The sequence below is a fragment of the Oceaniferula spumae genome (genome assembly GCF_042849255.1).
In the GTDB taxonomy this organism is placed as follows: domain Bacteria; phylum Verrucomicrobiota; class Verrucomicrobiia; order Verrucomicrobiales; family Akkermansiaceae; genus Oceaniferula; species Oceaniferula spumae.
Genome location: NZ_AP026866.1, coordinates 1,189,543 through 1,213,673 on the forward strand (window position 1 = coordinate 1,189,543; position 24,131 = coordinate 1,213,673).

At 51.1% G+C, this 24,131-nt stretch carries 22 protein-coding genes; 13 read left to right on the top strand and 9 right to left on the bottom strand.

The window, feature by feature from the left end:
- Positions 1-284 precede the first annotated feature (284 nt).
- Positions 285-923, top strand: a complete 639-nt coding sequence (locus ACSPJT_RS04945; RefSeq protein WP_435895256.1) for a PEP-CTERM sorting domain-containing protein — start codon at positions 285-287, stop codon at positions 921-923.
- A gap of 54 nt (positions 924-977) precedes the next feature.
- Here ACSPJT_RS04945 and yaaA read toward each other — a convergent pair whose 3' ends face one another.
- Together yaaA and ACSPJT_RS04955 are read right to left on the bottom strand one after the other, a co-directional pair.
- Entirely contained in the window at positions 978-1,748 is a 771-nt protein-coding gene (yaaA, locus tag ACSPJT_RS04950; RefSeq protein WP_435895257.1) for a peroxide stress protein YaaA, read from the bottom strand.
- A 46-nt stretch (positions 1,749-1,794) separates the two neighbouring features.
- Entirely contained in the window at positions 1,795-2,298 is a 504-nt protein-coding gene (locus tag ACSPJT_RS04955) for a peptidylprolyl isomerase (protein ID WP_435895258.1), read from the bottom strand.
- Between the two features lie 75 nt (positions 2,299-2,373).
- Between ACSPJT_RS04955 and ACSPJT_RS04960 the strand changes: the two genes are divergently transcribed.
- Genes ACSPJT_RS04960 through ACSPJT_RS04970 form a run of 3 tightly spaced genes read left to right on the top strand, consistent with a single transcriptional unit; the run spans position 2,374 to position 5,436 of the window.
- Positions 2,374-2,799 carry a hypothetical protein gene (locus tag ACSPJT_RS04960; protein WP_435895259.1) on the top strand — a complete coding sequence of 142 codons (426 nt, stop codon included), beginning with the start codon at positions 2,374-2,376 and terminating at the stop codon, positions 2,797-2,799.
- Between the two features lie 53 nt (positions 2,800-2,852).
- Positions 2,853-4,223: an ExbD/TolR family protein gene (locus ACSPJT_RS04965; RefSeq protein ID WP_435895260.1), complete on the top strand. Its 1,371-nt coding sequence runs from the start codon at positions 2,853-2,855 to the stop codon at positions 4,221-4,223.
- 55 nt (positions 4,224-4,278) lie between these two features.
- Positions 4,279-5,436: a 3-dehydroquinate synthase gene (locus ACSPJT_RS04970; RefSeq protein WP_435895261.1), complete on the top strand. Its 1,158-nt coding sequence runs from the start codon at positions 4,279-4,281 to the stop codon at positions 5,434-5,436.
- Here ACSPJT_RS04970 and rnhC read toward each other — a convergent pair.
- The 3 genes from rnhC to ACSPJT_RS04985 are packed head-to-tail and all read right to left on the bottom strand — an operon-like array spanning position 5,433 to position 8,509.
- A complete protein-coding gene (gene rnhC / locus ACSPJT_RS04975) occupies positions 5,433-6,338 on the bottom strand; it encodes a ribonuclease HIII (protein ID WP_435895262.1) in 906 nt (301 codons plus the stop codon). The two genes, ACSPJT_RS04970 and rnhC, sit on opposite strands and share 4 nt — an antisense overlap.
- Positions 6,335-7,183, bottom strand: a complete 849-nt coding sequence (locus tag ACSPJT_RS04980) for an aminotransferase class IV (protein WP_435895263.1) — start codon at positions 7,181-7,183, stop codon at positions 6,335-6,337. The genes rnhC and ACSPJT_RS04980 overlap by 4 nt, the downstream gene beginning before the upstream one ends.
- Before the next feature lie 6 nt (positions 7,184-7,189).
- Positions 7,190-8,509, bottom strand: a complete 1,320-nt coding sequence (locus tag ACSPJT_RS04985; RefSeq protein ID WP_435895264.1) for an aspartate aminotransferase family protein — start codon at positions 8,507-8,509, stop codon at positions 7,190-7,192.
- 108 nt (positions 8,510-8,617) lie between these two features.
- Here ACSPJT_RS04985 and ACSPJT_RS04990 point away from each other — a divergent pair, with 108 nt between their 5' ends.
- From ACSPJT_RS04990 to trhO, 9 genes are all read left to right on the top strand, one after another.
- Positions 8,618-9,442 (top strand): mechanosensitive ion channel family protein, encoded by an 825-nt coding sequence (locus ACSPJT_RS04990; protein ID WP_435895265.1) that lies wholly within the window; start codon positions 8,618-8,620, stop codon positions 9,440-9,442.
- Between the two features lie 317 nt (positions 9,443-9,759).
- Positions 9,760-10,548 (top strand): PEP-CTERM sorting domain-containing protein, encoded by a 789-nt coding sequence (locus ACSPJT_RS04995; protein ID WP_435895266.1) that lies wholly within the window; start codon positions 9,760-9,762, stop codon positions 10,546-10,548.
- Positions 10,549-10,590: 42 nt separating this feature from the next.
- Positions 10,591-11,283 (top strand): HAD family hydrolase, encoded by a 693-nt coding sequence (locus tag ACSPJT_RS05000; protein WP_435895267.1) that lies wholly within the window; start codon positions 10,591-10,593, stop codon positions 11,281-11,283.
- Between the two features lie 8 nt (positions 11,284-11,291).
- Positions 11,292-13,061, top strand: a complete 1,770-nt coding sequence (locus ACSPJT_RS05005; protein WP_435895268.1) for a POT-type proton-dependent oligopeptide transporter — start codon at positions 11,292-11,294, stop codon at positions 13,059-13,061.
- A 6-nt stretch (positions 13,062-13,067) separates the two neighbouring features.
- Positions 13,068-13,874, top strand: a complete 807-nt coding sequence (locus ACSPJT_RS05010; protein WP_435895269.1) for a TatD family hydrolase — start codon at positions 13,068-13,070, stop codon at positions 13,872-13,874.
- A 134-nt stretch (positions 13,875-14,008) separates the two neighbouring features.
- Positions 14,009-14,458 (top strand): LysM peptidoglycan-binding domain-containing protein, encoded by a 450-nt coding sequence (locus ACSPJT_RS05015; RefSeq protein ID WP_435895270.1) that lies wholly within the window; start codon positions 14,009-14,011, stop codon positions 14,456-14,458.
- Between the two features lie 102 nt (positions 14,459-14,560).
- Complete coding sequence (locus tag ACSPJT_RS05020; protein WP_435895271.1) at positions 14,561-15,523, top strand: TlpA family protein disulfide reductase; 963 nt, start codon at positions 14,561-14,563, stop codon at positions 15,521-15,523.
- 250 nt (positions 15,524-15,773) lie between these two features.
- Positions 15,774-16,220: a hypothetical protein gene (locus ACSPJT_RS05025; RefSeq protein ID WP_435896216.1), complete on the top strand. Its 447-nt coding sequence runs from the start codon at positions 15,774-15,776 to the stop codon at positions 16,218-16,220.
- 284 nt (positions 16,221-16,504) lie between these two features.
- Positions 16,505-17,422, top strand: coding sequence for an oxygen-dependent tRNA uridine(34) hydroxylase TrhO (trhO, locus tag ACSPJT_RS05030; RefSeq protein ID WP_435895272.1), 918 nt, complete (start codon positions 16,505-16,507; stop codon positions 17,420-17,422).
- Between the two features lie 27 nt (positions 17,423-17,449).
- On the opposite strand, the gene ACSPJT_RS05035 is transcribed toward trhO, so the two are convergent.
- The 4 genes from ACSPJT_RS05035 to ACSPJT_RS05050 form a co-directional block, all read right to left on the bottom strand.
- On the bottom strand, positions 17,450-18,076 hold the full coding sequence (locus ACSPJT_RS05035; RefSeq protein ID WP_435895273.1) for a PEP-CTERM sorting domain-containing protein: 627 nt from the start codon (positions 18,074-18,076) through the stop codon (positions 17,450-17,452).
- A 41-nt stretch (positions 18,077-18,117) separates the two neighbouring features.
- Positions 18,118-18,858, bottom strand: a complete 741-nt coding sequence (locus tag ACSPJT_RS05040) for a PEP-CTERM sorting domain-containing protein (protein ID WP_435895274.1) — start codon at positions 18,856-18,858, stop codon at positions 18,118-18,120.
- Between the two features lie 278 nt (positions 18,859-19,136).
- On the bottom strand, positions 19,137-20,078 hold the full coding sequence (locus tag ACSPJT_RS05045) for a hypothetical protein (RefSeq protein WP_435895275.1): 942 nt from the start codon (positions 20,076-20,078) through the stop codon (positions 19,137-19,139).
- Between the two features lie 48 nt (positions 20,079-20,126).
- Complete coding sequence (locus ACSPJT_RS05050; protein WP_435895276.1) at positions 20,127-24,119, bottom strand: hypothetical protein; 3,993 nt, start codon at positions 24,117-24,119, stop codon at positions 20,127-20,129.
- Between the last annotated feature and the right edge of the window lie 12 nt (positions 24,120-24,131).

A 24,131-nucleotide genomic window follows, 5' to 3' on the forward strand; every position in this document is an offset into this window, starting at 1 on the left:
GCAATTCTCTCAACACTCCCTGATAGGGCATTGCGCTCTCGAAACTTAATCGCATGTTTTCATGCGGTTTCCCAAGACATCGCAATCACTCCAAGAACTGGTAAACCCTAGGTGTAACTAGGATTCATCATGTTGATGAATAATTTCATGGTATAAGTCCGCGCATACGTCTCGACATATCCAGGAGTCCACCCCAGCTTCCAGCGGCCAAGTTCCTGGAACATGATTTTGCAGGAACGATTGGTCATTGAGTGCACACAATTGCACACAAACCACTTATTACCATGATACCAACCATCATCAAATCGACACCCCTCCTGCCCCTCATCTTACTCACACTCACATCTCCAGCAGAAGCGGTAGTCCTCTCCAGCGCATTCGAACGGGAACTTCGCTCGGCTGGCAACAATACCGGCACCGGTGCCACTCAAGGTATTGGCAGCATGAGAATCGGTGATGAACTTGGGAATGGCTCCAGAGATGCTCGCGGCGTCACCGAATTCATCATTACCGGTCAGACAACCACAACCTCAGCGATGCTTCAATTTGACCAAACTGGCATTCTTCTCGGCGGAGCATTTAATATTGTCATCGAGGCCTATCAGGCCAATGGCACCGTTGAAGTGGTTGCAGACTATTCCAGAACATCCACTGGGACAGTTGCCACATTTTCTTCAGATGATTACAATTTCAATGATACCGGCATCAGCTTCGATGTCACAAGCATCTACAACGCCGCTATCACCAACGGCGACGATGCCATTGGTTTCAGATTCCGCTTAGAAGACGAGAGCCCGACCACCCAACAAGTTGTTACCTACAGTAACTCTAAACTCAATGTCACCACCGTGCCGGAGCCATCCTCTATACTCTGCGTCACCTTGGGAGCCGGCATGCTCATCTTCCGCAGAAATAAAAAATAGCCTAAGATCGTGCTCACCTAACAGGTGGGCACGAGCAAGCTACATGATGATTGCTCAGGCTTCTTTTCGAAGAAATACCCAGCTACTCTCATCGCTGAGATCTTTATCGTAAGCATGCCCGCTGCCCTTGAACTTCTTCAAGGCGGCGGGTTTTTCGATTTTGTTTTTCACAGCCCAAGCGGCCATTTCACCACGGGCTTTTTTGGCGAAGAAGGAGATCACCTTATACTTTCCGTTTTTCCAATCCTTGAAAACGGGGGTGATCACCGGGGATTTGAGTTCCTTGGTTTTGATCGCTGAGAAATACTCATTGGACGCGAGATTGATCACCGCATCTTTGTCGCCTTTGAGTTCCTTGTTGAGACTTTCTGTTAGTTGGCTGCCCCAGAAGTGATAGAGATTGGTGCCGCGTTCGGTTTTCACCTTTTTGCCCATCTCTAGGCGATACGGTAGCATCAGATCGAGTGGCCGCAGGATTCCATAGAGACCGGAGAGAATGCGGATAGATTTTTGCGCGGCGGCGAAGTCTTCCTTTTTCCAATCCTCTACGGCCAGGCCCTGATAGACGTCACCTTTGAAAGCGAGGATTGCCTCGCGGGCTTCGGGCTTGCTGAAGTCGGGTTGCCAATCGTCGAAACGCTCGGCATTCAATTCCGCCAGCTTGCTGGAAATGCCCATGAGCTTTCCCAGATCGGCTGGCTTCATTTTTTTCATGATCGCTGCCAGCTCCGCCGAGTCATCGAGGAAACGAGGTTTCGTCGAGCGCAGGGATGGCACATCGGACTCGTAATCGAGGGTCTTCGCCGGAGAGAGCAGATAAATCATGGGTGTGGTAAGTGATCAGTTAGCTGTGATCAGTGCTTTGTATAAATTACTTCGCGTTGTTCCAGTCGGCGATGCGGTCGGCCTGGGCGGCGAAGAGGGCATCGGTGCTGTCTTTGATTTCGATCGATTCGATTTTGTCGCCTTGCGCGATCGAATCAACTACGTCCTGACCTTCGGTCACCTCGCCGAAGACAGTGTGTTTGCCGTCGAGGTGTGGTGTCGGACCGTGGGTGATGAAGAACTGGGAACCGTTGGTGTTAGGTCCGGCGTTGGCCATGGAGAGGATGCCTGCTTTTTCGTGTTTGAGGTGTGGTTTGCACTCACACTCGAACTTATAACCAGGGCCGCCCATTCCGGAGCCGGTGGGGTCGCCGCCTTGGATCATGAAATTTGGAATCACGCGGTGGAAAACAAGTCCGTCGTAGAATCCCTTGCTGGCAAGATTGAGGAAGCTGGCGCAGGTCACTTGGGCATCAGGCGCAAACATGCGGATGTTGATTGGGCCCTTGCTGGTCTTCATGGTAATGTTGATGTCTGTAATGTCGCTCATGTCGTGGGTAGAAAAACCACGGATTGCACGGATCTGCACGGATTTTTTTCTCGGACTGCTTGAAGATTCGTTCAGATGCTTGAATATAGTGTGGAGAAAACCGTCCAACAGACCATGACCAGCTACGCCAACAAATTGCTCCCTCTTATACTCTTATTCATCCTTCACCCTGCTGTTCAGGCACAAGCGGCGGACCTACCGAGCAAAGAGGAGGCTCTGACGATCATTGCCAACCATGAGGATTTGAAATCCCATCTCTTCACGGTGGTGCACATCGAACCAGGGAAATTGCGCGAAAAAAACGGCTTCATCCATGACCAAGCGCTGCTGATTACTGTGCTAGGTCCGAAATCCGCCGGTGATACGGTGCGGATCTTGAAACAATACACCATGTTCTATTCCCAAGAATACGGATGGTATCTGCAGCGAGTGCTCAACGATTCGCGTGGGATTTATGTGGAAATCAGTTCGCAGACACGAGGTCGGGTTTTTGTTCGGTAACTCGTATCGGCTTTGGGCTGGCACAGGGTTCGCAAGCCCCTTAGTCTTTGGGTATGCGATACTTTTTAACTGCATGGTTACTCAGTCTGCTGACGTTCCCGGTTGCGACGGCGAAGGAGGATACGACAACCGCGGTTCTGACGCTGCAGGGGAATGCTTGGGTCAATGCAGCGGCGGCAGACAAGGATGATCAACCATGGATCGATCCTGCCACCACGCACCTGACGATCAAAGCTGCAGCCGAAACCCCAGCCAAAAAAATCATGCAAGTGTTGGGACTGACCTACCGTGCACAAATCAACACCGTCACCCTGTCGACCACTGGCCCTACCAGTCACAGTGCGACTTATAAAACCGCGGATCTCACCGAATTCATCCAAGCTGCAAAACATCCGAACCAAGGTGGACTAGGCCCTTACAACTGGGGATTCGATTGTTTTCTCTCCCATGGAAAACAGACGACCCACTTCGACTCCAGCACGCTCGGCAACTTTGAATTGAAGGCCCCGTTCACAATGGAGAGCTTTGGCAAAGAGTTGAAAAAGGCGGTCGCAGAGACCGATGCCAAAGATCACCAACTCCTGTTTGTCAGCCATGATGCGGCACCTCTCTCAGAACTCATCGATCTAGTCTCTCATCTTCAGCTTGGAAAATTGGATCGTATGCTACTCCTGCTGAACGACGAGGTGATCAAAATGATGCAAGTCGAGGTGAAACAAGACCCGCATGTGTCGCCACCCATCGCACGGAAAGATGGCAAAGTCCGTTTCCCCATCGAAGTCACCGAGACCGGCATTTTAAAAGTCCAGAACGCGGCAGTTTCTGATGAAGCTCTGGTTCCGTTGATCAAAAAGTTTAAAGAACAGAATCCGAAAGGGCTTTTGGAAATCAAAGCGGACAAAGGTGTTGATTTCAAACACATCAGAAGGGTGATCCGACTCGGCGCCAGCGCGGGACTTCAAAACGTTGTGTTCAGCGTAAAGCGGCAGACAAAAAAACCGAAGGACACCACCCAGAACGGTGAACATAAAGCCGCTGCCAAGGCTCTTCGTAAACTGGTCGAAAGCACGATCAAACCCAGAGAAGAATACTTACGAATGCAACTGCCTGCGGTCCCGGCAGGTGACGCCAATGCCCCAGCCATCGCGCCATTGTTTATCGGAATCGGTAGCGAGGGTGAAATTTGGGTCAATCAAGGAGCCGCCAAGGAAATCGTTGAGACCGATGTCAAACAACGTAAATTACCAACGCTCACTGAGCGCATCGTGGCCTACACCAATGCCGCCAGAGCCGCCGGCCAGGATCCCATCGTGAAGATTACAGCTAACAAAAAGGCACAACAAATACGTGTTGTGGATGTCTTGAACGCGCTAGCAGCTGAAAAGGTCAATCGTGTCAGCTTCGTTGATCTAGTTGACGAATAAATGGGTCTGGGCCACTTTTTCCTAAGACCGCTCCACGCGACAACGTATCACGATCATGCACGGCAAGGACTTTGACATCAGAATCAGTAACACACACCGCATCCGGTTTACCCGTGACGCGTTTGCTGTGGATAGCCGCTTGCTCATTGATCTGCTGGAAACGAACGGTCATGCCAAAGTGCTGGTATTCATCGACAGTGGAGTCGCCGAGGCATTCCCCAATCTCGAAAAACAGGTCAACGACTACCTCGACCGCATGCCCGGCTTCGACTCCCGAGGGACCATCGTTCAAGTCGGCGGAGAAGTCTGCAAACGCGATGCCAACACCCTGCAAGCTGCATGGGATGCGATTGAAAAGGCAGGAATCGACCGTCACTCCTATATTCTCTGCATCGGAGGTGGTGCCTATCTCGACGTGATCGGACTGGCTGCCGCCACAGCGCACCGCGGCATCAGACTGGTTAGATTTCCCACCACGACCTTGTCTCAGGACGATAGCGGAGTGGGAGTTAAAAACGGTATCAATGCTTATAACAAAAAGAATTTCCTCGGTACTTTCGCAGTTCCATACGCAGTGGTGAATGATTTCTCCTTCCTCCACGGCCAGAAAGAAACCGAACGCCGGGCTGGATTGGTAGAAGCCGTGAAGGTGGCATTGGTCAAAGACGCTGCATTTTTCAACTGGATCGAGGACAATGCCGACCAACTCGCAGAACTCAAAACTCACGCTTTGGAAGAAGTGGTAGAGCGGTCTGCGCTACTGCATGCCTCCCACATCGCCTACGGTGGAGACCCATTTGAAACAGGCAACAGCCGGCCTCTCGATTTCGGTCACTGGGCGGCGCATAAGATGGAGCAGCTCACTGAATTTGAACTTAGCCATGCAGATGCTGTTGGTGTCGGCGTAGCTCTTGATACAGTTTACTCTTGGAAAACAGGTCGGTTAGACGAGGCATCTGCGATGCGTGTGCTGAAGGTTTTGAAAAAGCTGAAGCTCGACACTTGGCACCCAGCGCTCGAATTTAAAACAAGCGAGGGTAAGCGATCGGTCTTCCTCGGTCTTGAAGAATTCCGCGAGCACCTTGGCGGAGAACTCACTGTGCTGCTGCTGAAAGAGATTGGCAAAGGCGAGGATGTGCATACGATGGACACTCAATTGTTAGAGGAGTGCATCCAGTGGCTGGAGGTGTCTCAGGCTTCGAGCCTGTATTAAACTTCCTGAGCCGTCTTAAAATGCATCTTTGCCACTTTAGGCAGGATCTCATCGCCGTGGGAGGTAATTAGTTCACGTGCGGCATCGATCACATGAGGCCCGGCACCCAATGGGATTTTCACACCTGATTTATCGCTCGATTGATCAATCCACTGGACAAATCGCTCACGCGCTAGAATCGAGGCTGCGGCAACCGCGACATCGCTCTCCCCTTTCGTTCGCTGTTGGAGTTCAAGGTTTACACCATGTTTTTTCAGCTCCCTTTCTAACACCTCCTTACGTGCAAATTGGTCACTCAGGGCACGCGGGCAGTTAGGAACTTGCTCGGCAAGATTGGCTATAACCTTGGAATGCCCCCATGCAAGAAGGCGGTTCAGGTTTTTGAATGATCCATATAGTCGGTTATAACTTTCCGGACCGATGCTCACGACATCATATTTCACCCCGCGAGTCTTACGGATGATGTCGGCCAGCTTCGCTATTTTCGCAGCACTGGTAATTCGCTTGCTGTCCATGACCCCCGAATCCATCAGAGCACGGGTGGATGAGGCATCGGTATAAACGCCAGCGATCACCAAGGGTCCGAAAAAGTCACCTTTGCCACTTTCATCAATCCCAAAATGGGGTTCAAACATGTCCGGTTGGTTGACCTCCTCATAGCCGAGCTTCGCCTCACCTAACACCATTGGCTCCAAGGTGAATTTCACAAAGTCTTCTGTTTCCTTTCCCTGCACTAACACCTTGGGCCCCTTCTCATAAACGGTGACGTTGAGTTTGCCCTTTTTGGCTGAGAAATGCGCGTAGGGTTTGTCTTTGAACTCGAAACCAGCCTCGTCAAGAATGGCGCGGATTGTTTCTACATCCGACGGCTTGATCGGGCTGGTGTAGCTATTCAGGCTCATGCTTCGTTGTGAATGTTGCGTTGATACGCCTCAGCGATGCGTTTGCTCAGCGGGCCGGGACACTGCATTTCAGTATCCACCATCTTCGCTGGCTGTACCTCCCTCGCAGAACTGGTGATGAAGATTTCATCTGCGGTAAACAGATCGTCTTCACTGAGGTCCCACTCCTCGACTAGGATACTTTCCTCCTGGCACAGCTTCATCACAACTGCACGTGTCACACCAGGCAAACAACCACTGGACAAAGGTGGTGTTAGAACCTTGCCGTCTTTCACTAGAAAGAGGTTCGACATGGAGCACTCGCAGATATTTCCTGAGGTATTGAGCATCACCCCTTCATCCGCACCAGCCTTGCGTGCGTATCGGTAAGATAACACGTGATTGGCGTAAGAAGACGATTTGATACCGGTGACGGCGCTGTGCTCATTGCAACGCTTCGGCACCAAGACGAGCTCGGCCATAGGCTTGGGATCATCCTGAGGGATGGCGGTGACGATGATGTAGTCTTGAACGTCCGCAGAAGAACAATGACCTCCCAGATCCCGTGCTCCCGTGCCTAAACTAATGCGTACGCGTGCTCGCTGTTCACCCAGGCCGTTCGCACGGATGACACTTTCCACGGCGTCAGCTATTTCCTCAGCATCCGGCACACTGAGATCCATCTCAGCAGCTGATGAAACTAATCGTTCGTAGTGCTGCGGAAATGTTGGAGCCAGTCCACGGTAGGCACTCAACGTTTCAAATACCCCGAGACCCACCGACACACCAAGATCGAAGGGCGACAGATGAACTTCCGTCTCCCCCATCAACGTGCCATTAAACCAAACTATTTTTTCTTCATTCATGATCAATTATCTTCCAGCAAGCTGATGCTGCGATGAGCTAATGGCATTGCGCAACTGGTGGCCCACAAACTCGATTTCGTCATCGCTGAGCGCAAAGGGCGGAGTAAACGCGAGCACGTTCCCCTCAGGCCCATCCGCTAACATCATAATCCCTCGCCTGAGCATATCAGAGAGGACTGTGCCGGCAACGTCTCCGGCAGGCGATCCATCGGGGTGCCGGAGTTCCATGCCTAACATCAATCCTCTACCACGAATTTCGAGCACCAGCGCGTTATCGATTTTTTCTAACTCCTTCTTCAGTTTATCACCGGTGATCTGCACCTGTCGCGCCATGCTGTTAGGTGCGTGTTCGGCCAGTGAGGCCACAGCCATGGCACAGCCCACCGGATTCCCGAGGAAAGTGCTAGTGTGCAGTGCTTCTCCAGTTGACTCCGGCCAGGCGTCCATGACAGAAGCCTTTCCGACACATGCAGAGATCGGATACCCCCCGCTCATTGATTTCCCCACACAGATCATGTCCGGCACCACATTCTCCCACTCGCAGGCGAAGAGTTGGCCAGTGCGATTGAATCCGGTGAAAATTTCATCGAAGATGAGCATGACACCCGAAGCCTCACACCAAGACTTGAGCATGCCCAAAAAACCGTCCGGCGGAACTAACTTACCAGCGCGTCCTTGGATCGGCTCCACGATCATGGCTCCAATTTGTCCGGGATCCAACTCACTGAGTTGAACCGCCAAGTGGGCTAAGTCATCGAGCCCACCCTTCGGAAAATCCAGCACTTTGCGAAGTGGGGCTAATTGACTTTCGAAGGGTTCGCGAAATCGCTCGAAACCACTGCCTAACAGAGAACCGTAACCGAGTCCGTGATAGCTGTTTTTGAAACTAACAATTCCCGGTTTGCCAGTCGCCATAAGGGCTGTCTTCAGTGCCGACTCCACCGCCTCGGATCCGGAGTTACTCAAAATCGTCTTTCCCTGACCTGCTCCCCAGCGCTCATAGGTCAGTTCTGACAACTTCCGGCATACATCCACCTTCAAAGAAGTCGGATGCACATCCCCCATTCCGTGGATCAATTGCTCGGACTGCTCGCGCATTGCCTGGGCAGACCAACCGTGCCCCAAGCCCGCGACGCCAAAGGCCGCTGTGAGATCAAGAAAGCGATTACCATCTGCGTCCCAAACATTCACCCCTTCTGCCCGCTGCCAGAACACTGGCCAGTCAGATGCGGTATAAGTAACATTGCGGCACTCATACTTTTTTAAATCCTCGCTTAAGGACTGGGATTTCGGCCCGGGGATACCTGTGGTTAGCTTGGGAAGCATGATCCTATTCTAACCTCGGCGACATGTCTGTCGAGAACAGGGTAACGGTCAGACCGTTTCAGATTTCCGGTTGCACGTCTCGTTAGTAAAGCCTATCAAAGCCCTGTCATGACAATCGACTTCGAACAAATCCTCCAACAAACCACGGAACTTGCCAGCACCTACGGGTTAAAACTTCTCACCGCCCTCATCACTTTGTGGATCGGCTGGAAGGTATGCAACGTCATCATCAAAGGCATGAGCAAGTGGTTTGCGAAAACCAATTACGACAAAGCTCTGGAATCATTCATCCTGAGCATGCTCTCCGCGGCTCTTAAAGTTTTGCTGGTGATTACGTGTATCGGCATCGCCGGATTCCCCACAACATCCTTTGTGGCTGTACTTGGTGCCGCCGGTTTGGCAGTGGGTATGGCGCTCTCCGGAACCTTGCAGAATTTTGCAGGCGGAGTTCTCATTATGATCCTGAAGCCTTTCAAAATCGGTGACTTCATCGAAACCCAAGGGCAAATGGGAAAAGTCCAGACGATCCAAATTTTCAACACCATCATCAATACCGGCGACAACAAACGCGTCATCCTGCCTAACGGCCCGGTCGCTACCAGCACCTTGATCAACTACTCAGCCGAAAGCACCCGCAGGGTGGAGCTGATCTTCGGTATCGGCTACGAAGATGATATCGACAAGGCCAAGGAAGTGCTCAAACGACTCATCCAGGCCGACGAGCGCATTCACAAAGAGCCTGAACCATTTATCGCCGTCAAAGAGCTCGGCGCAAGTTCAGTGGACATCGTGGTCCGCGTCTGGGGAGCCTCCGGGGACTTCTGGCCGATTACCTTTGATCTCACCGAGCAAGTGAAGAAAGAATTCGACAAGGAAGGCATCTCCTTCCCATTCCCTCAAAGCGACGTGCATTTCCACAAAGTGGAAGCCTAGCATACGCTCAAGTCCATTTTACCAAAACCACTGGTTCCACAGGAGTCAGTGGCTTTTTTGTTGGTAATCGTGGAAATTTGTAAATTTGGCATTTCACCCTCCTTTTGATTTTGAAATGGAATGCCGAGAAACACTAGAAAAACCAATAAACCACTGATCGTAACAAAGTTAAACCCAATACCGAACGACACATCCACCCTTTGTGAATTCAATTAACACACCTATAATGTAAATTATTTGTAATTGTTAGGTTGTCTTTTATGTTTTTTACAAATATTATGCGTTCACTTCACGCATAACACGTGTTTTTCAAACTAATGAGAATCCTTACACACACCTTTTCTCTGCTCCTTCTCTTCTGCCTGACATGGAAGACCTCAGCTCAACAGCTGGCTTTCAATGACTTTGCCCATATTGGGGGCTCGGATTTACAAGCTGGCTCCACGTATCGATTTTACAATGTTGTCACAGGCGTGGATGCTACGATTAACGTCACATCTCTGACCAATGCTACTCTGCTGCAGATTGATGACTCGCCTATCGACTCGAACTCGGCGGACGATGCAGCATTTCGTCCGGTATTCTCTGCCATCAGCGCGAGCCAAGAGAACGAACTGCATTATGTCGACTTCACTATCCAGTTTTTCGCCAATGGGGGCAATACTCCAGTGGCTCTCGATCAGTTCACCATGTCGCTGTATGATATCGATGGTGACGGCGACTCGTTTTTCGCGGACGACGGTAACATTCTCGAGTTCGCGCAGGTGGCAGGTTTCGAATCCATGGTATCATCGGGTGAGAAGCTGAACATCACTGACTATGGTGATGGCAGTGTCCTGATCATGACAAAGGACAGCACAGAGAACCCTGGCATCAATAACGCTGCCCCCTGGCTCTCGGTCTGGGATTTTAAAAACAACAATGCCTTCTCATTGCGTTTCGGCTGGATGGGTAACGACTACGTAGATTCAGAAGATAATATCCGAGATGTGGGAGCCTACTTCACTGGCTCGAACACTCCTACAGTGGTGCCCATTCCTGAACCGTCCTCATCGGTATTGGTGCTTCTTGGCGCAATCACTCTTATCAGTCGACGCCGGCGCTAGGAACCTGAGATCTGGGAATGCCCAGATTTTGCAGGGTATGTCTTGCACTCCAAGGATATTAACTGGATTCTACGCCGCGTGATTCGCGCCGTAATTTTTGACCTTGATGGAACTCTCGTTCACTCGCTGCCAGGCATTGCGGCTTCGTTGAATCGCGTGCTCGCCAAATCTGAGATGCCAACGCACACGGAAAGTGTCGTGAGAGGCTTCATTGGTGATGGCATGCGGGTGTTAGTGCAGCGCGCACTGACGGCTGAAAATTCAGATGTCGATCTGGACGCTATGGTGGATTCACTGAAAGAGGATTATGCTAACACCTGGACCACAGGCACAGCCCCCTACCCTGACGTGACAGAAGTCCTGCACGCACTGCTGGAGCGAGGAACAGGTGTCGCCGTCTTATCTAACAAACCGCACATCTATTGCCGCGAAATCACGGATAAGCTGTTTCCTAGGGTTCCTTTTACAGCCGTCATCGGTCAACGCGATGGCATCCCCGCAAAGCCAGATCCATCGGGTGCTATTGCAGTCGCCAAGGAGCTGAACATTCCAGTTTCTGAAATTGCATTCCTCGGCGACTCCACCATCGATCTTCTGACCGCACGGAACGCGGGAATGATTCCTATCGCCGCGACTTGGGGCTACCATGATCCCCCTGCACTGGCGGCTGAAAACCCCACACACAGCATCCATTCTATTTCCGACTTACTTCCGATCATCGAAGCTTCAATCTAATACGAACCATGTCTTATCGTACCCACCCCGAAGAGTCAGCCCGCATGCCCAGCGGCATTCCCTACATCATTTCCAATGAGGCTGCCGAGCGGTTTTCATTCTATGGAATGAAGGCGGCACTCGCCATTTTCCTCGCCAACTACCTCGGGGTTCTCGGTGGTGAGTCCATGAGCGAGGCCAGTGCCACGGCTTATGTTTCATTCTTCAACTCCGCCGTCTATCTGACTCCGTTACTAGGAGCATTGATCGCTGATATCTTTCTGGGGAAATACCGGACCATCATCACGCTTTCTGTCGTCTATTGCCTCGGTCACCTCTGTCTTGCCTTCATGGGGGTCGCCGGCCCAGTGCAAATGTGGTTGCTAGCCGGCTTGGGGCTGATCGCTCTGGGAGCGGGAGGTATCAAGCCCTGCGTTTCCTCTCATGTTGGCGACCAGTTTGGCCTGAAAAACCAGCACCTGCTCACCAAGATCTTCAACATTTTCTATCTCTCAATCAATTTCGGTGCCGTGATCTCGAACTTGGCAATCCCCTTTGTGCTCAAATGGTATGGACCTCACCTCGCGTTCGGACTGCCGGGCGTCTTGATGGTCATCGCCACGATTGCCTTCTGGATGGGGCGTAACAAGTTCATTCATATTCCGGCACACGGAGCTTCGTTTTTCAAAGAGTTGACCAGCCGCGAGGGCTTGTTTGCCATCGGTAAGCTCATTCCCCTTTTCCTCTTTGTGGCCGTGTTCTGGTGCCTGTTTGACCAAACCGCATCCAGTCTGGTTTTCCAGGCCGAGAAAATGGATCTGAATATTTTAGGCATCGAGGTTTTGCCGTCGCAAATTCAAGCGGCAAATCCATTTCTCATTCTCGTTCTTATCCCGATCTTCACATGGTTGATCTACCCAAGCGTCAATAAAATCATCCCTCTAACACCGCTGAGGAAAATCGGTGCTGGTCTATTTCTCATGGCGTTCTCCTTTGCTGTGATCTCGCTGGCCCAAGAGGCGATTGACCGTGGAGAAACTCCCAGCGTCTGGTGGCAGCTACTTGCCTATCTGATTTTCACGGCAGCGGAAATCCTCATCTCGATCGTCTGTCTGGAGTTCGCCTACACCCAAGCGCCCAGAAAGATGAAATCCTTTGTCATGGGGATCTTCCTTGTGTCAGTGACCGTAGGAAACCTCATCACCGGTATCATTAACGTCTATATCCAGATTCCGGAAATTGAGCTGACGGAGAAACAAGCTCATCCAGGCTTTGATGGTGAGTCCGGCACCGCTGACGATTTACTCCTCACCGATGGCAAAATCAATTCACCGGTCACACCTCTGTTCGATGAATCCGTTGCAACGATCAAAAGCATCTACCGCAGTAGCAAGCAACTCCCCACCACCATTTCTGGGAATGAAGCATTCAGCAGTGTGTTAGATCCCTGGGGGAACCCTCTGCGATACACGCAGATCAGTTCAAAGTCAGCACGTCTCTCCTCCGACGGCCCCGACCAAAAGCCGAAAACCGAATGGGACCTCGGCATCATCATCAAGGTCAACGACACATCCAAAGTTGATGAGAACACCTGGCTTCAAAAACAGAAACGGATACAGAACATCATCGATGACAAGGAACCCTCCGAGCCGGTCAAGGTCAGCTACTACGCCGGTGGCCAAACAAGTTTGGAGGGGTCAGCTTACTTCTGGTTCTTCACCAAGCTCATGCTGATCACCGCAGTGCTCTTTGTTCCTTTTGCCATCCTCTACAAACCAAAGAGTTACCTTCAACAATAGCTACTCATGCTAACCGATTCACACTGTCACCTCGCATCGCATCAATTTTCCAAGACCGAGCTCGGAGAAATTGTCTCCCGCGCACGAGACGCTGGGATCACTCGCATGATCACACTGGCGACCAGCTTGGAAGATGCTGAAGCCAACCTGGCAATAGCCGAAACCCATCCGGAGGTCTATGCATGCATCGGCATCCATCCTTGTGACGTGCACGAAACGCCTGATGGTTACATGGCAGCACTGGAACAACATGCCAGTCACCCGCGCTGTGTCGCCATCGGTGAGACGGGCTTGGATTACTTCCATTCTGCACCGAACGGATGGAGTGATGAAAACTATCATCAGCGACAACGCGAATTTCTCGACCAACACTTCCTGCTCGCTGCCCGTCTGGGAAAAAACATTGTTATCCATACCCGTGATCGATCGGGTGACGCCTCGCTGCAAGATGCTATTGCCATCTACCGCAAACATGCGGATCAAGTGCGTACTGTGTTCCACTGCTGGCCGAACGATATGACCGCAGCCGAGCCCATTCTTGAGCTTGGTGGTTTGATCTCGTTTACCGGTATCGCGACATTCAAAAATGCTACCACGGTATTAGACGCCGCCATACAGTGCCCACAAGGTTCGTTCATGGTTGAAACCGATTCGCCCTATTTGGCTCCAGTCCCGCATCGCGGTAAACGCAACGAACCAGCCTTTACGCGGCACACTGCCGAAGCGATAGCCGAAGCCAGAGGCGAGACACTTGAGCAGCTCGCGGAACATACCGAGCAGACTGTGAACAAATTCTTTGGTTTGGATCGCTGATCTATCGAAAGAATGGCCGGTCGATCTTCGTTATCCTAGAAGATTTGCACACATTGAAACTTCCATTTTACAAATGGATTTTAAGTGCTAAATATCCAGCAGTCACTCGCAACACGACCCACCCGAAAGCTCATATGAAAAATACCACCACACCACTTGTCTTTGCAGCCGCCGCTGCAGTAGCCGCCCTGACATTCACCTCCTGCGGATCCATGGATCCTGAATACAAAGCATGGAAAGAAAAACAAAAAGCCGCTGCTGATAATCCATACGGAGCACCCGCTGCGGGAGCTAATCCATACGGTGTACCACAAACAGCCGGAGAAGCCGGAACTTACACTCCAGCCGCCGATGGTGCAGCACCTTACCAACCTCTCCCCGGAGTCACCGGAGGTGACGCAACTACTCCTGATATCCCTGCAGCACCCGCTGTTGGAGGAGGAAGCCACACCGTTGTGTCCGGCGACAGCCTCTGGGGTCTTGCCAGAAAATACAATACGACCATTGAAGCCATCCAAGCGGCAAACGGTCTGACCGATACAACCATCCGCACTGGTCAGACTCTGACGATTCCTGCCCAATAATCACTCATTCCCTCAATTCAAAACCTAACATGTCAGGGCGAGCTTCGGCTCGCCCTGCTTTTTGTCTTGGTAATTGGATTCTGAAAATTGAAACTCAACCATATGAAACCCATTCTACTCGCCCTCCTTCTCACCTCAGTCAGTTTTGCTCAAGCCGATCCAACGGCTTCCGAAAAAAAAGCAGCCAATCAGGAAGAACTACTGGCGAAAATTTTCTCCGACATAGCGACACCCGAATTTAACAAATCGATCGAGCAAGCGCGCAAAGCCGGAGTGCACCAACAAGCACTTTTGGAAGCCCGGTTTTTGCACCTCGTTGATCTCGATGACAACAAAGCTCTGGCTGATTTCTCTACCGAGCTACTCAAGTGGCGTGATAAGTTTGATCCAGTCCACTCTGAAATTTTCGGTGTTAAAGAAGACTGGCTCTCGGTGATCAACTACACTCAGGCACTCGATGCTCTGCAAAAAAATGATTCAGAGGCCTTCAAAAAACATATCACCGAAGCCTTCTGGCTCAGTCCGCGTCACGCACAAATTTATGGACCACACATCGAGCGACTACGCCTCAGTCAAGAGATGGCAAAAATCACCCTCAAACCAGAGCTGAGCTTCGAACCTCAACAAGGTGGAGCTCCGCTAACATTGGGCTCACTCATGAAAGGGAAAAAGGCTGCCGTTCTACACTTCTGGTCGCCCATGAGTCAGGAAGTACAACAGAACATGCCTGACTTCTCTCTCACATCACATGAGTGCCAAGACCATGACATCGCAGTGATCTCAGTGCTTATCGGCAGTAACTCCGACATCCTCAAAGATGCTGAAGTGATCCGTGCACAACATGAAGCTACAGCCAAATGCACTTGGACAGTCGACCCTAACAAGTCCACACTAACCAGTCAGCTACGCATCACAAGTATACCGACAATGGTCGTCGTCTCGCCCGAAGGAAAGATCCTCTTTAACGGCCATCCATCCGAAGATGCATTCTGGAAAACCCTTCAACAGATTGCACCCGATTTCAAACAACCTAACAAAACCGAGCATCCACATGCCGATGAATAGAAAACCTCATCCAACGGTTCATGAATAGTTTTGAAAACCGTAATTCCCTCCTTGACCGATCAGATCCGTTAGGGCATTCTCTTTCTTAACTAGAGAGTTGTTTGCAATGACTGTTAACTAACAACGTTACTAACAAGCAACGCAACACGATCTAACAAGTGCTAAAGTCCTTCCTCCAGAAGTTCCACTTCGAAATCCTAGGAGGAGAAACTAACACCCACACAACGAATAGACCCTAACAAACACCAATATGGCTGCCAAAAAAAAGACCGCTAAAAAGAAAGCCGCTCCACGCAAGGCTAAAAAAGCCGCTGCCAAAAGCGCCACCAAAAAAACCGTCAAAAAGGTGACCCGTAAGAAGGTCGCGAAAAAGGCGGCCAAGAAAAAAGTCGCACGCAAGGCTCCCGCCAAGAAAAAAGTCGCCCGTAAAAAGGTAGCTAAGAAGGCGAAGAAAGCTGCTAAGAAAAAAGTCGCTAAGAAGGCCAAGAAAGCCGCCAAGAAAAAGGTAGCTAAGAAAGCCAAGAAAGCTGCTAAGAAAAAGGTCGCCAAGAAGGCCAAGAAAGCAGCTAAGAAAAAAGTCGCTAAAAAGGCCAAGAAAGCCGCCAAGAAAAAGGTAGCTAAAAAAGCGGCCAAGAAAAAGCCCGCTAAAAAAGCCAAAAAGAAAGCCGCTAAGAAAAAGGCAGCCAAAAAGGCCTAATGATTAGCTCCTGATATAAAAAATCAACCAAGGGACGCCCCACTTCTGTGCGGCGTCCCTTTTTTTATATCTGCATGGAGTTTAGTAGCCTGCGGATGACTCATGGCCAGCGAATGGCTTGAAGCTGCCACTGCTGTGCTCCATTGATAGGGGTGAACCAGCCGTTAATTTTCAAAATATGAAAATTTAGCGTATTTCGCGGACTCCCCCTTCCCCTTGCAGTCCAGTTAATCAGTCAGATTCATATACTTGCGTCCTATTACATTTTCAATTAAGCAACGGCCATGGAGCAGCCACCCTATCTTGTTCTTCTCTATTACCTCTACACCGATATCGCCGATCCTGAGCAATATCGAGACCAGCAGCGTGCCCTCTGCGAAGAGCTGGGACTCCTCGGCAGAATCATTGTCGCCCACGAAGGAATCAACGGTACCGTGTCTGGCCTACGTGCAGATTGCGAAGCCTACATGAAGGCCATGCATGCCGATCCTGTGACTGCCGCCATGACCTTCAAGATTGATGAGGAACCAGGTCATGTCTTTCCCAAACTCTCTGTCAAAGCCCGCCGTGAAATTGTCACCCTCGGTCTCGGGAGTGAGGATCTCTCACCGAATGAAACGACAGGCAAGCACCTGACACCCGCTGAGTGGAAACAACAGATGTCAGATCCGGATGCCGTCATTCTCGATGCCCGCAACGACTACGAGTTCGACCTCGGTCACTTCAGGGGAGCGATCCGTCCCGACATCGGCAATTTCAAAGAGCTTCCCGAGTGGATCAAAGAACATCGTGAGGAACTTGCAGGCAAAAAAATCCTGACTTACTGCACCGGTGGTATTCGCTGTGAAAAATTCAGTGGCTTCCTGGTGAAGGAAGGTTTCGATGACGTCAATCAACTGTTAGGCGGCATTGTTGAATACGGAAAAGACCCGGAAGCCAAGGGGGAGAACTATGACGGCGAGTGCTATGTCTTCGACCAACGCGTGGGAGTTCCAGTCAATCACGTCAACCCCAGCATCGTCAGCCATTGCATCCACTGCGGAGAAAAATCCTCTCGCTACGTCAACTGCGCCTACCCCACCTGCAACGCCCAGCACTTCTGCTGTAAGGAATGCGAGCCCAAGTCGCTCCGCTACTGCTGCACCGATTGCCAAACAGCCGACGCCCAAGCAAAAAGCGATGACCCGAAGGCCACCGCTTGAAATTGTTTTACAGCTACGCACCCAGTCTTATCGGCGGCGGCGGAGCAATGACGCCAGTCCGGCAAGTCCGAGTAACCCAAAAGTAGATGGTTCCGGAACGGCCGATACTGATAGATCTGTGACAGAAACCCCATCGGTGACTCCATTGTGGTTGTAGGTAAAGCCAACTACCAAGTTGGTATTCCCGGAAAAATTTACCAACTGATTACCAGAAACAACACTTCCGTCGCCGGTCGATGCTCCAAAGTTTTGGACGCTGCCTCCGTCCACTTGATAGAAAAAGTTAAACAGTTCCCCCCCTGCTGCAAATACAGAAGAACCAGCGAAACTGATGGTGGCAGAAGCCACCCCAGTCACATCAATGGCGGCCGACGTGTAAGTCCCGTCACCGCCCCAATCCGAAGCCGTAAATGAAGTTCCTGAAAATACTGCGGTATTAGGTGTGGTGTCTGTCGCCAAGTTACCCCAAGAAAAAGTGCCTCCAGCCACCGCCTGCGAACCTGCCGCAGGCAAAGGAGAAGGGGCATTAATGCCGTCTGAGTCGTGCTCAAATGTCACATCTGGACCAAGATTTTCCATGCTGAATATCACCGCTGAATTGGCTGTTACAATTGCTGATGCGAGTAGGCTCACGGTGATTAATGTGGTGTTCATATGTTGAGATTATTATGGGTTTTTTCTAAGAAGCGAAAAATCTAGTTCCTGCGGCGAAGCATGGCTGCAAGACCTGCTAGACCAAGAAGAGCAAAGGAAGACGGTTCTGGTACTGGATTAACAACGTCAGAAAAGGCAGTCCCAACCACAAGGCCATCCACGGTGATAGTCTCATTTTCTGAGGAATCGGACTGACGTAATGCGAACTGAGTCATGGCGTCGGCAGATCCCACTGCCCCAGAGACTGAGGTATCTGTCTCGAGGGCTGCATTTATCCACATCTTAGCCACACCAGCAACTTGATCATATTCCACGATGGCACGATAGAAAGTATCATAAGTAAGGTCTGTGGCCCATACTCCTTCAGCTGTAGAGGAATCTGATGAAATACCTACTGAGAAATCACCCCCTGCCGATGGCTCCAGAATATCCATCCTTGCCCGGAAGGCAAAGGCATCGTCTTTGAAATGCGCAAAATACTCATTGTCTACTCCAGAATAAGGAGCTCCGAGATCTCCCACCGAAAAATCAAACCCGTAGTAGAGTTTACCAGCAGTGGGTGTGAACGCCAAATTGGCATCTTCCGATGGTGTCCCGTGCTGAACAACCGCCTGGCCACCAGCAACTAGCAGATCTCCCACCGTTCCACTATGATTCGCCCAGCCCCCATTGGGAACCAAGCTACCATCGGTATAGTCAAAGTTATCAGAAACGAGAACACTGGCAGTTGCCAAGTGTGAAAGTACGAGAGGGGCTCCAATGGTTATGATCGATTTCTTCATGATTCTATTTGGCGGCGTTTGAGGTATGGCGGATAATATAACTGAAGTGTGGCAACGTCTTGTCGATAATGATGGCGATGTCGCCACACTTATTACATAGTGACTATTTTCATCAGCGGGCATTATGCCTTTGACTGAGCTACAGGCGAGCAAAAAAGATGCCAAGTTATTTAGAATCAGCTAAATATATATTATTCTCAAGGCGTCACCTTTTATTTCTTGCTCGTTAGAATCCACATTCTGAAGCGCCCATGACTAACGCTTGATACATAGTTCACTCATTGGGAGGGCACGTTGGGCTTATTCAGAACTTCCGGCGGCAGCTTGCTAACGGTGGTTCGGAACACGCCTACGCTCTTGCCTCCATTCGTGACCGGGTCTGCATCATAGAATGCTAAGACGGTGAGGGTTTTCGCTGGAAGACGCACCACCGTATTTATCAACGGCTGCCGCGATGTCGCGATCATGGCTGCAATCTGGGTGAAACTTCCCTTTTGCTCCACGTTGAAGCTCTTACGCTGACCACCATTGAGAACCTCAGGCTCACCACTAGCAATTTTCACTGTTACAGCCTTCGATGAAAAATTTCTAACGATGATATTTTTATCGCGCAGTGCTTCAGAGCGGATGTTGAGCGTGCTAATTTTTGGGGTTTTCATCCAAGGCCGTGAACCTGTTCCATCAGGTGTAAGAAACAGAATGACTTGAGTGGCCGGAACCATAGGAGGAACGGTCATGTAAGTTTTGTATTCGCTGTTCTCTTCACGATCTAACTGATGCAGCTTAAGAGTGATACCAGCCGGCACTGGAGTAATGCTGGTGGCGTTGTTATAACCAACTCTGAGCCTAGCCCAGGGATTTCCTTCTTTGGGCTTGGGTGATTTGTAATACAGAGCCGCAGGCGGTATAGCTCCAGACACAGTGGGCAGTAGGATTGGGATCGCTCCAGCACCAGCATCAGGTTTGGCCTGTCCCTTTCTATCAGGTCGACCATCACCATCTTCTCCTGCAATTTTTTCCAGATCCTTTTCATCTGGCATTTTGTATTTCCGCTGAGGAACGGGACCCAGTGCAACGACTGAGATGTATGCGGACAAGTTACTGAGCTTTTCCTCTTTTTCCGCCTCTGGCTGTTTTGCTTCTTGGGCCGATAGACCAGAGCCTAAGGTCCCGATCAGGGAAAGGATAAGCAACAGTATCAAGGGAGAGGAAATATGCATGATATATAGAGAGAATAAGAAATGAACCGGAACAACGTCGATAAAAACCTATACCTCGTCTGGAGCGAGCCAGCGGAATGACTTGATCACAAACTTGCGGCCAAAGCGGCGGTTCTGATCGGTTAGATTTCCCTGCGTGACGGCGCCTGTGACTCTATCAAGAACCATGGCAGGCTCCGTGGCCATGTTCGCATCCGCAGGTGACGTTCCTCCGGTGACACTCGCGGAAGCTATGTAATCGGGAGACCGCTCGACGGTAGCCTCGAGATAGGCCTTGGCCACAACAGCGCCCTTGGAATTACGGGACTCACCGTAGCAGCGGATGATGAAGGTATCGCCTCGCACCGTCATGGCAGGGGCCAAGGGCTCTAACAAATCGCCTTGAGTTATATATCCAGGTGCTCCCCATGCTTTACTCTTGGGCTGTTTATCCAAGTCAACTTTCCACTCAGCCTTGTTATTGTCGTTAGCATTATTGGTGGTGGGCAGATAGGGTGCTTCTTCAAATCCTTTATTGAGACCGGTGCGCTGGATGGCGGCTTCCAGAGTGCCCATCATGCTGGTGGGGTCTGCCTTGGGAGCGAGACGACGGTTCACGAAATCAGCAAGCGAGACAAACGGACCACGGGTTTTGACCTCCTTGACAATTTCCCCGGCCAGAATGCCGATCTCATCCTCGGTAAGTGCGCGCGCCCCACCCCAGCCTCCGGCAGAGTCGGCTGCTACACCACCCGTTGTTGATGCCGACTTGGGTTTCTGGATTCTGGAGAAAATACTGTTCATACCACCATTGGCATTTCCATGTTGGAGGGGTCTATCCATTCCTTGGAGACCGGATAAAAAGGCGGTCCATGCCTGCACGGAAGTGGAGTTCACGTTGAACGCTCCTTTATTTTTGAGAATGTAAGCATTGTTCCAGAATGCAAAACCGAGTGGATCGCCGGTGCCAGATCCCAGCTGCTCAGTCAGCTTAGCGGTGTCTATTTTTGCCACCCGGTTCCACTGGTGGCGCTCGTTCCAGAGTCGGTCGTTATTCCCTGGTGTCCAGGTAAACGCAGAGCCGGAATCGTTCATTGGCATTCCTGACAGGAAAAACTGGTCCCATAGGTTCTGATTCACCTCGAAGGCGATGTCGTAGGCCAAGATTTCATCGGATGAAGAGAGCGTGGTGCCGCCCACGCTTTTCGTGGTGGGTAGATTTCCTATCTGAAGCAGCCCGGTGGAGTTAACGCTCCAAGTGCGCGGCCCGTAAGTGAGCGGATAAGGGCTCGTGCCTCCGATCGCTTCATCCCAGCTCGATTTTTCTGATCCGGAGTATGAGCTAGCCAACTGCATGTGTGCACTGGTTTCAAAAGGAGCATGAATATCTGCCAGTGAATGCCCTACAATATAAGTGGGATGCCACGAGTAAGGACTGAGCTGAGCATGGCGTAGCGAGCCCAGAGAGAGCGCACCAAAGTCAGGATCAGGGAGATCAAACATGATGGCGTCCGGTGCCGATGAGAAGTTCAAGGCAGGACCAAATGGCGACTTGGAAAATTTTCCAGCTGGCGACAGTGATGGGATGTCATTGGCATCCTGAGGTGCGTTCGGCACGAACTGCAGGAACCAAGCCCCTAGACTGGTGACATACCACTCCGCCGAGCAAGGACTGGCAGGAGAACGAGTGGCCAGCCCTGGACGAACGTTCCAGTTCGCCACGGGCGCGGGGTTGAAGACCATGTGATTGGAGCTCCAGCGATTGACCCGCAGAGGCGGAGAATTGGCCTCGTTTCCTGTCTCGTCCAGCCACATGAGCTTGGCTCCGATCTGGTGCAGTGCTGGTGCATTTTTGCGAGGAGTCTCATCGAAAGAAGTGAGATCACCAAACTGACCACTTGATGCGGTGTCACTGTTTCCCCACCAGTATTCATAATTCCAGAAGTCGTAAGTGCTCACACCGCCGTTACCATTATTAATCAGCTGGAGAGTGGGAAATGAGGCTGCGCTTGATGATGTGATGTTGGCGACGCTGGTGGAGATAGAGCCGTTCACACCTTTGAGAACGAATGGGAAGTTATCGTGAAAAACGCCCCACGGTTCATAGCGGTATACTTCTGAAAGTCTCATCTCGCGGAACACATCGGAAGGCACGTTTAACCATGAATTGTTGCCGGCTGCATTCTCCGTCTGCAGCTCGATCCAGTTCGATTCATAGTCATGGAAGAAGTGATCTTCTCCCTGCGGAACGGAAGCACTGAGGACGTTGGCCGCGACGTTATCCTTGTTGTATCTTTGGATTGCTAATCCTTGAGAAGTTTCATCCGCATTCTTGATCAAAGGAGAGAACACCAAGCACTCGCCTGGGCCTAGTGTTGACCGCTCGAGCACAAAACCTAAATAGCGGGTGTCTGGAAATAGGCCGTCCTTACCGCCAGTAGATGATCCACGGGCGCGGATTTTATGATTCCCATCCGCACCCCAGCGATCGATCGGTCCGTTAGGCTGAGGGTATTTCGTCTTCATGCGCTGCGCTTCTGCGGCGCTGAATTGGAAGTGAAAGGCATTGGTATATCTCCAGTAGGGATTTGGCATGAGAACCACCAGTTCCTCCGTCTTCATTGAAACGCTGTAGGGGTTCCACAAGCATACGCGGGGAATCAAATGGGTGCGCAGAGATTGCTTGGTCGTGTCATCGGTATGACTGAAGTAATAGTGCCAGCGGCAGTCCGTCATGATCGGGTGCACTTTCGGCGCACTGGACGCCCACTTTCCACCATCGAAAGTCTGACCATCGGAGACTCCGTGCGGCCAATTCGTGGTCGGGCGGACGCGGGTGGAGCTGCCTGACTTGTGAGATACCTGAGCATCGATCACTCCGACATTCAGACCGCTCAGTGATTTCATTCTTCCCCAATAACGAATAGCCCCAAATGACGGCCCGAGAACACCGTGTCGGCTACCTGGTATGATTGGGTCATCGCTGGAAAAGGAATACGGCGAAACCGCGGCACTCGGAGAAGTCATGCTAATCACTTCCTGGCTGGTCTTTCCAAACATCAGCGGCTCGAGATCCTTTTTCAATCCTCCCAGCGCGGTGTCGACAAACAAACCGGATGCATCCGTGGTCAGGTGATGGAAGTGAGATCCCATGGCAGCGGCCAAGGTCTTGCGTCCAGCCTCGGAATTTCCCGTCATAGGCGCACTACGGAAGCTTATGATCTTGGGAAAATCATCCTTGGCTGAATCGATGTAGCCTATGTAGGGAGTCGCACCTGAAGAGTCAGAGACTGAAGCGGGGTTGTCAGTTTGGCTGGCCAAAAATGGAACCTTTGCATCCCCTGCCGCCTCAGGATTCAAGTTCACCGAGGCTTTCTGATTGCTGTCCGAGATATACCAACCGTAGGCACTTGATCTATTATTTCCAACAGGAATGGTTTCCACCACCACTTGGTTCCTGGCAAATTCAGCGGCAGAATAATTATTTCCAAGTGTGCCCTCTCCAACGAGCTCAACCACCGCTGGATCATTGGGGTCCAGTGCAGTGGATGGCACAGGTGAGGCTGCCCGACTGCTCACCAGCCAACTTTCCAACAGTTCATTGCGCCATGACTTGTTCTGGAGGTCATTACGCGTCTCGCGCAGATCCGAGTAGATATTTTGATAATCATAAGGGCTGCTTCCTGCACTGGTGGACTTTCCGATCAATGGCCAATCCATATTGCCCTCCTCTACTGTGGTTTTCCAAACTCCTGTCCAGTTCCGGTTGGCCACAGTGGCGGTGCCCTCTGGGGGCTCGAGTATCGCAGCCTGAGCTGTGACACGCTGATCCGGCCCGGCTGATTTTTGTAATTCGCCTAACGCCATCATCAGTGCCATACGCGCATTGGCTTTGGCCTCCTCTTGATGGTATGAGACATTTTTCTGGCGAACCTCCAAGGTAGATAGCGAGATCATCGCGAGAGCGATCATCGAGAGAAGAACCATCATCGTGATCGTAGCAACCAAGGCAAATCCCTGATAACTTGTTCGGCAGGCTGAATGATGAGCTGATATGTGCATGGGAAAATCAGG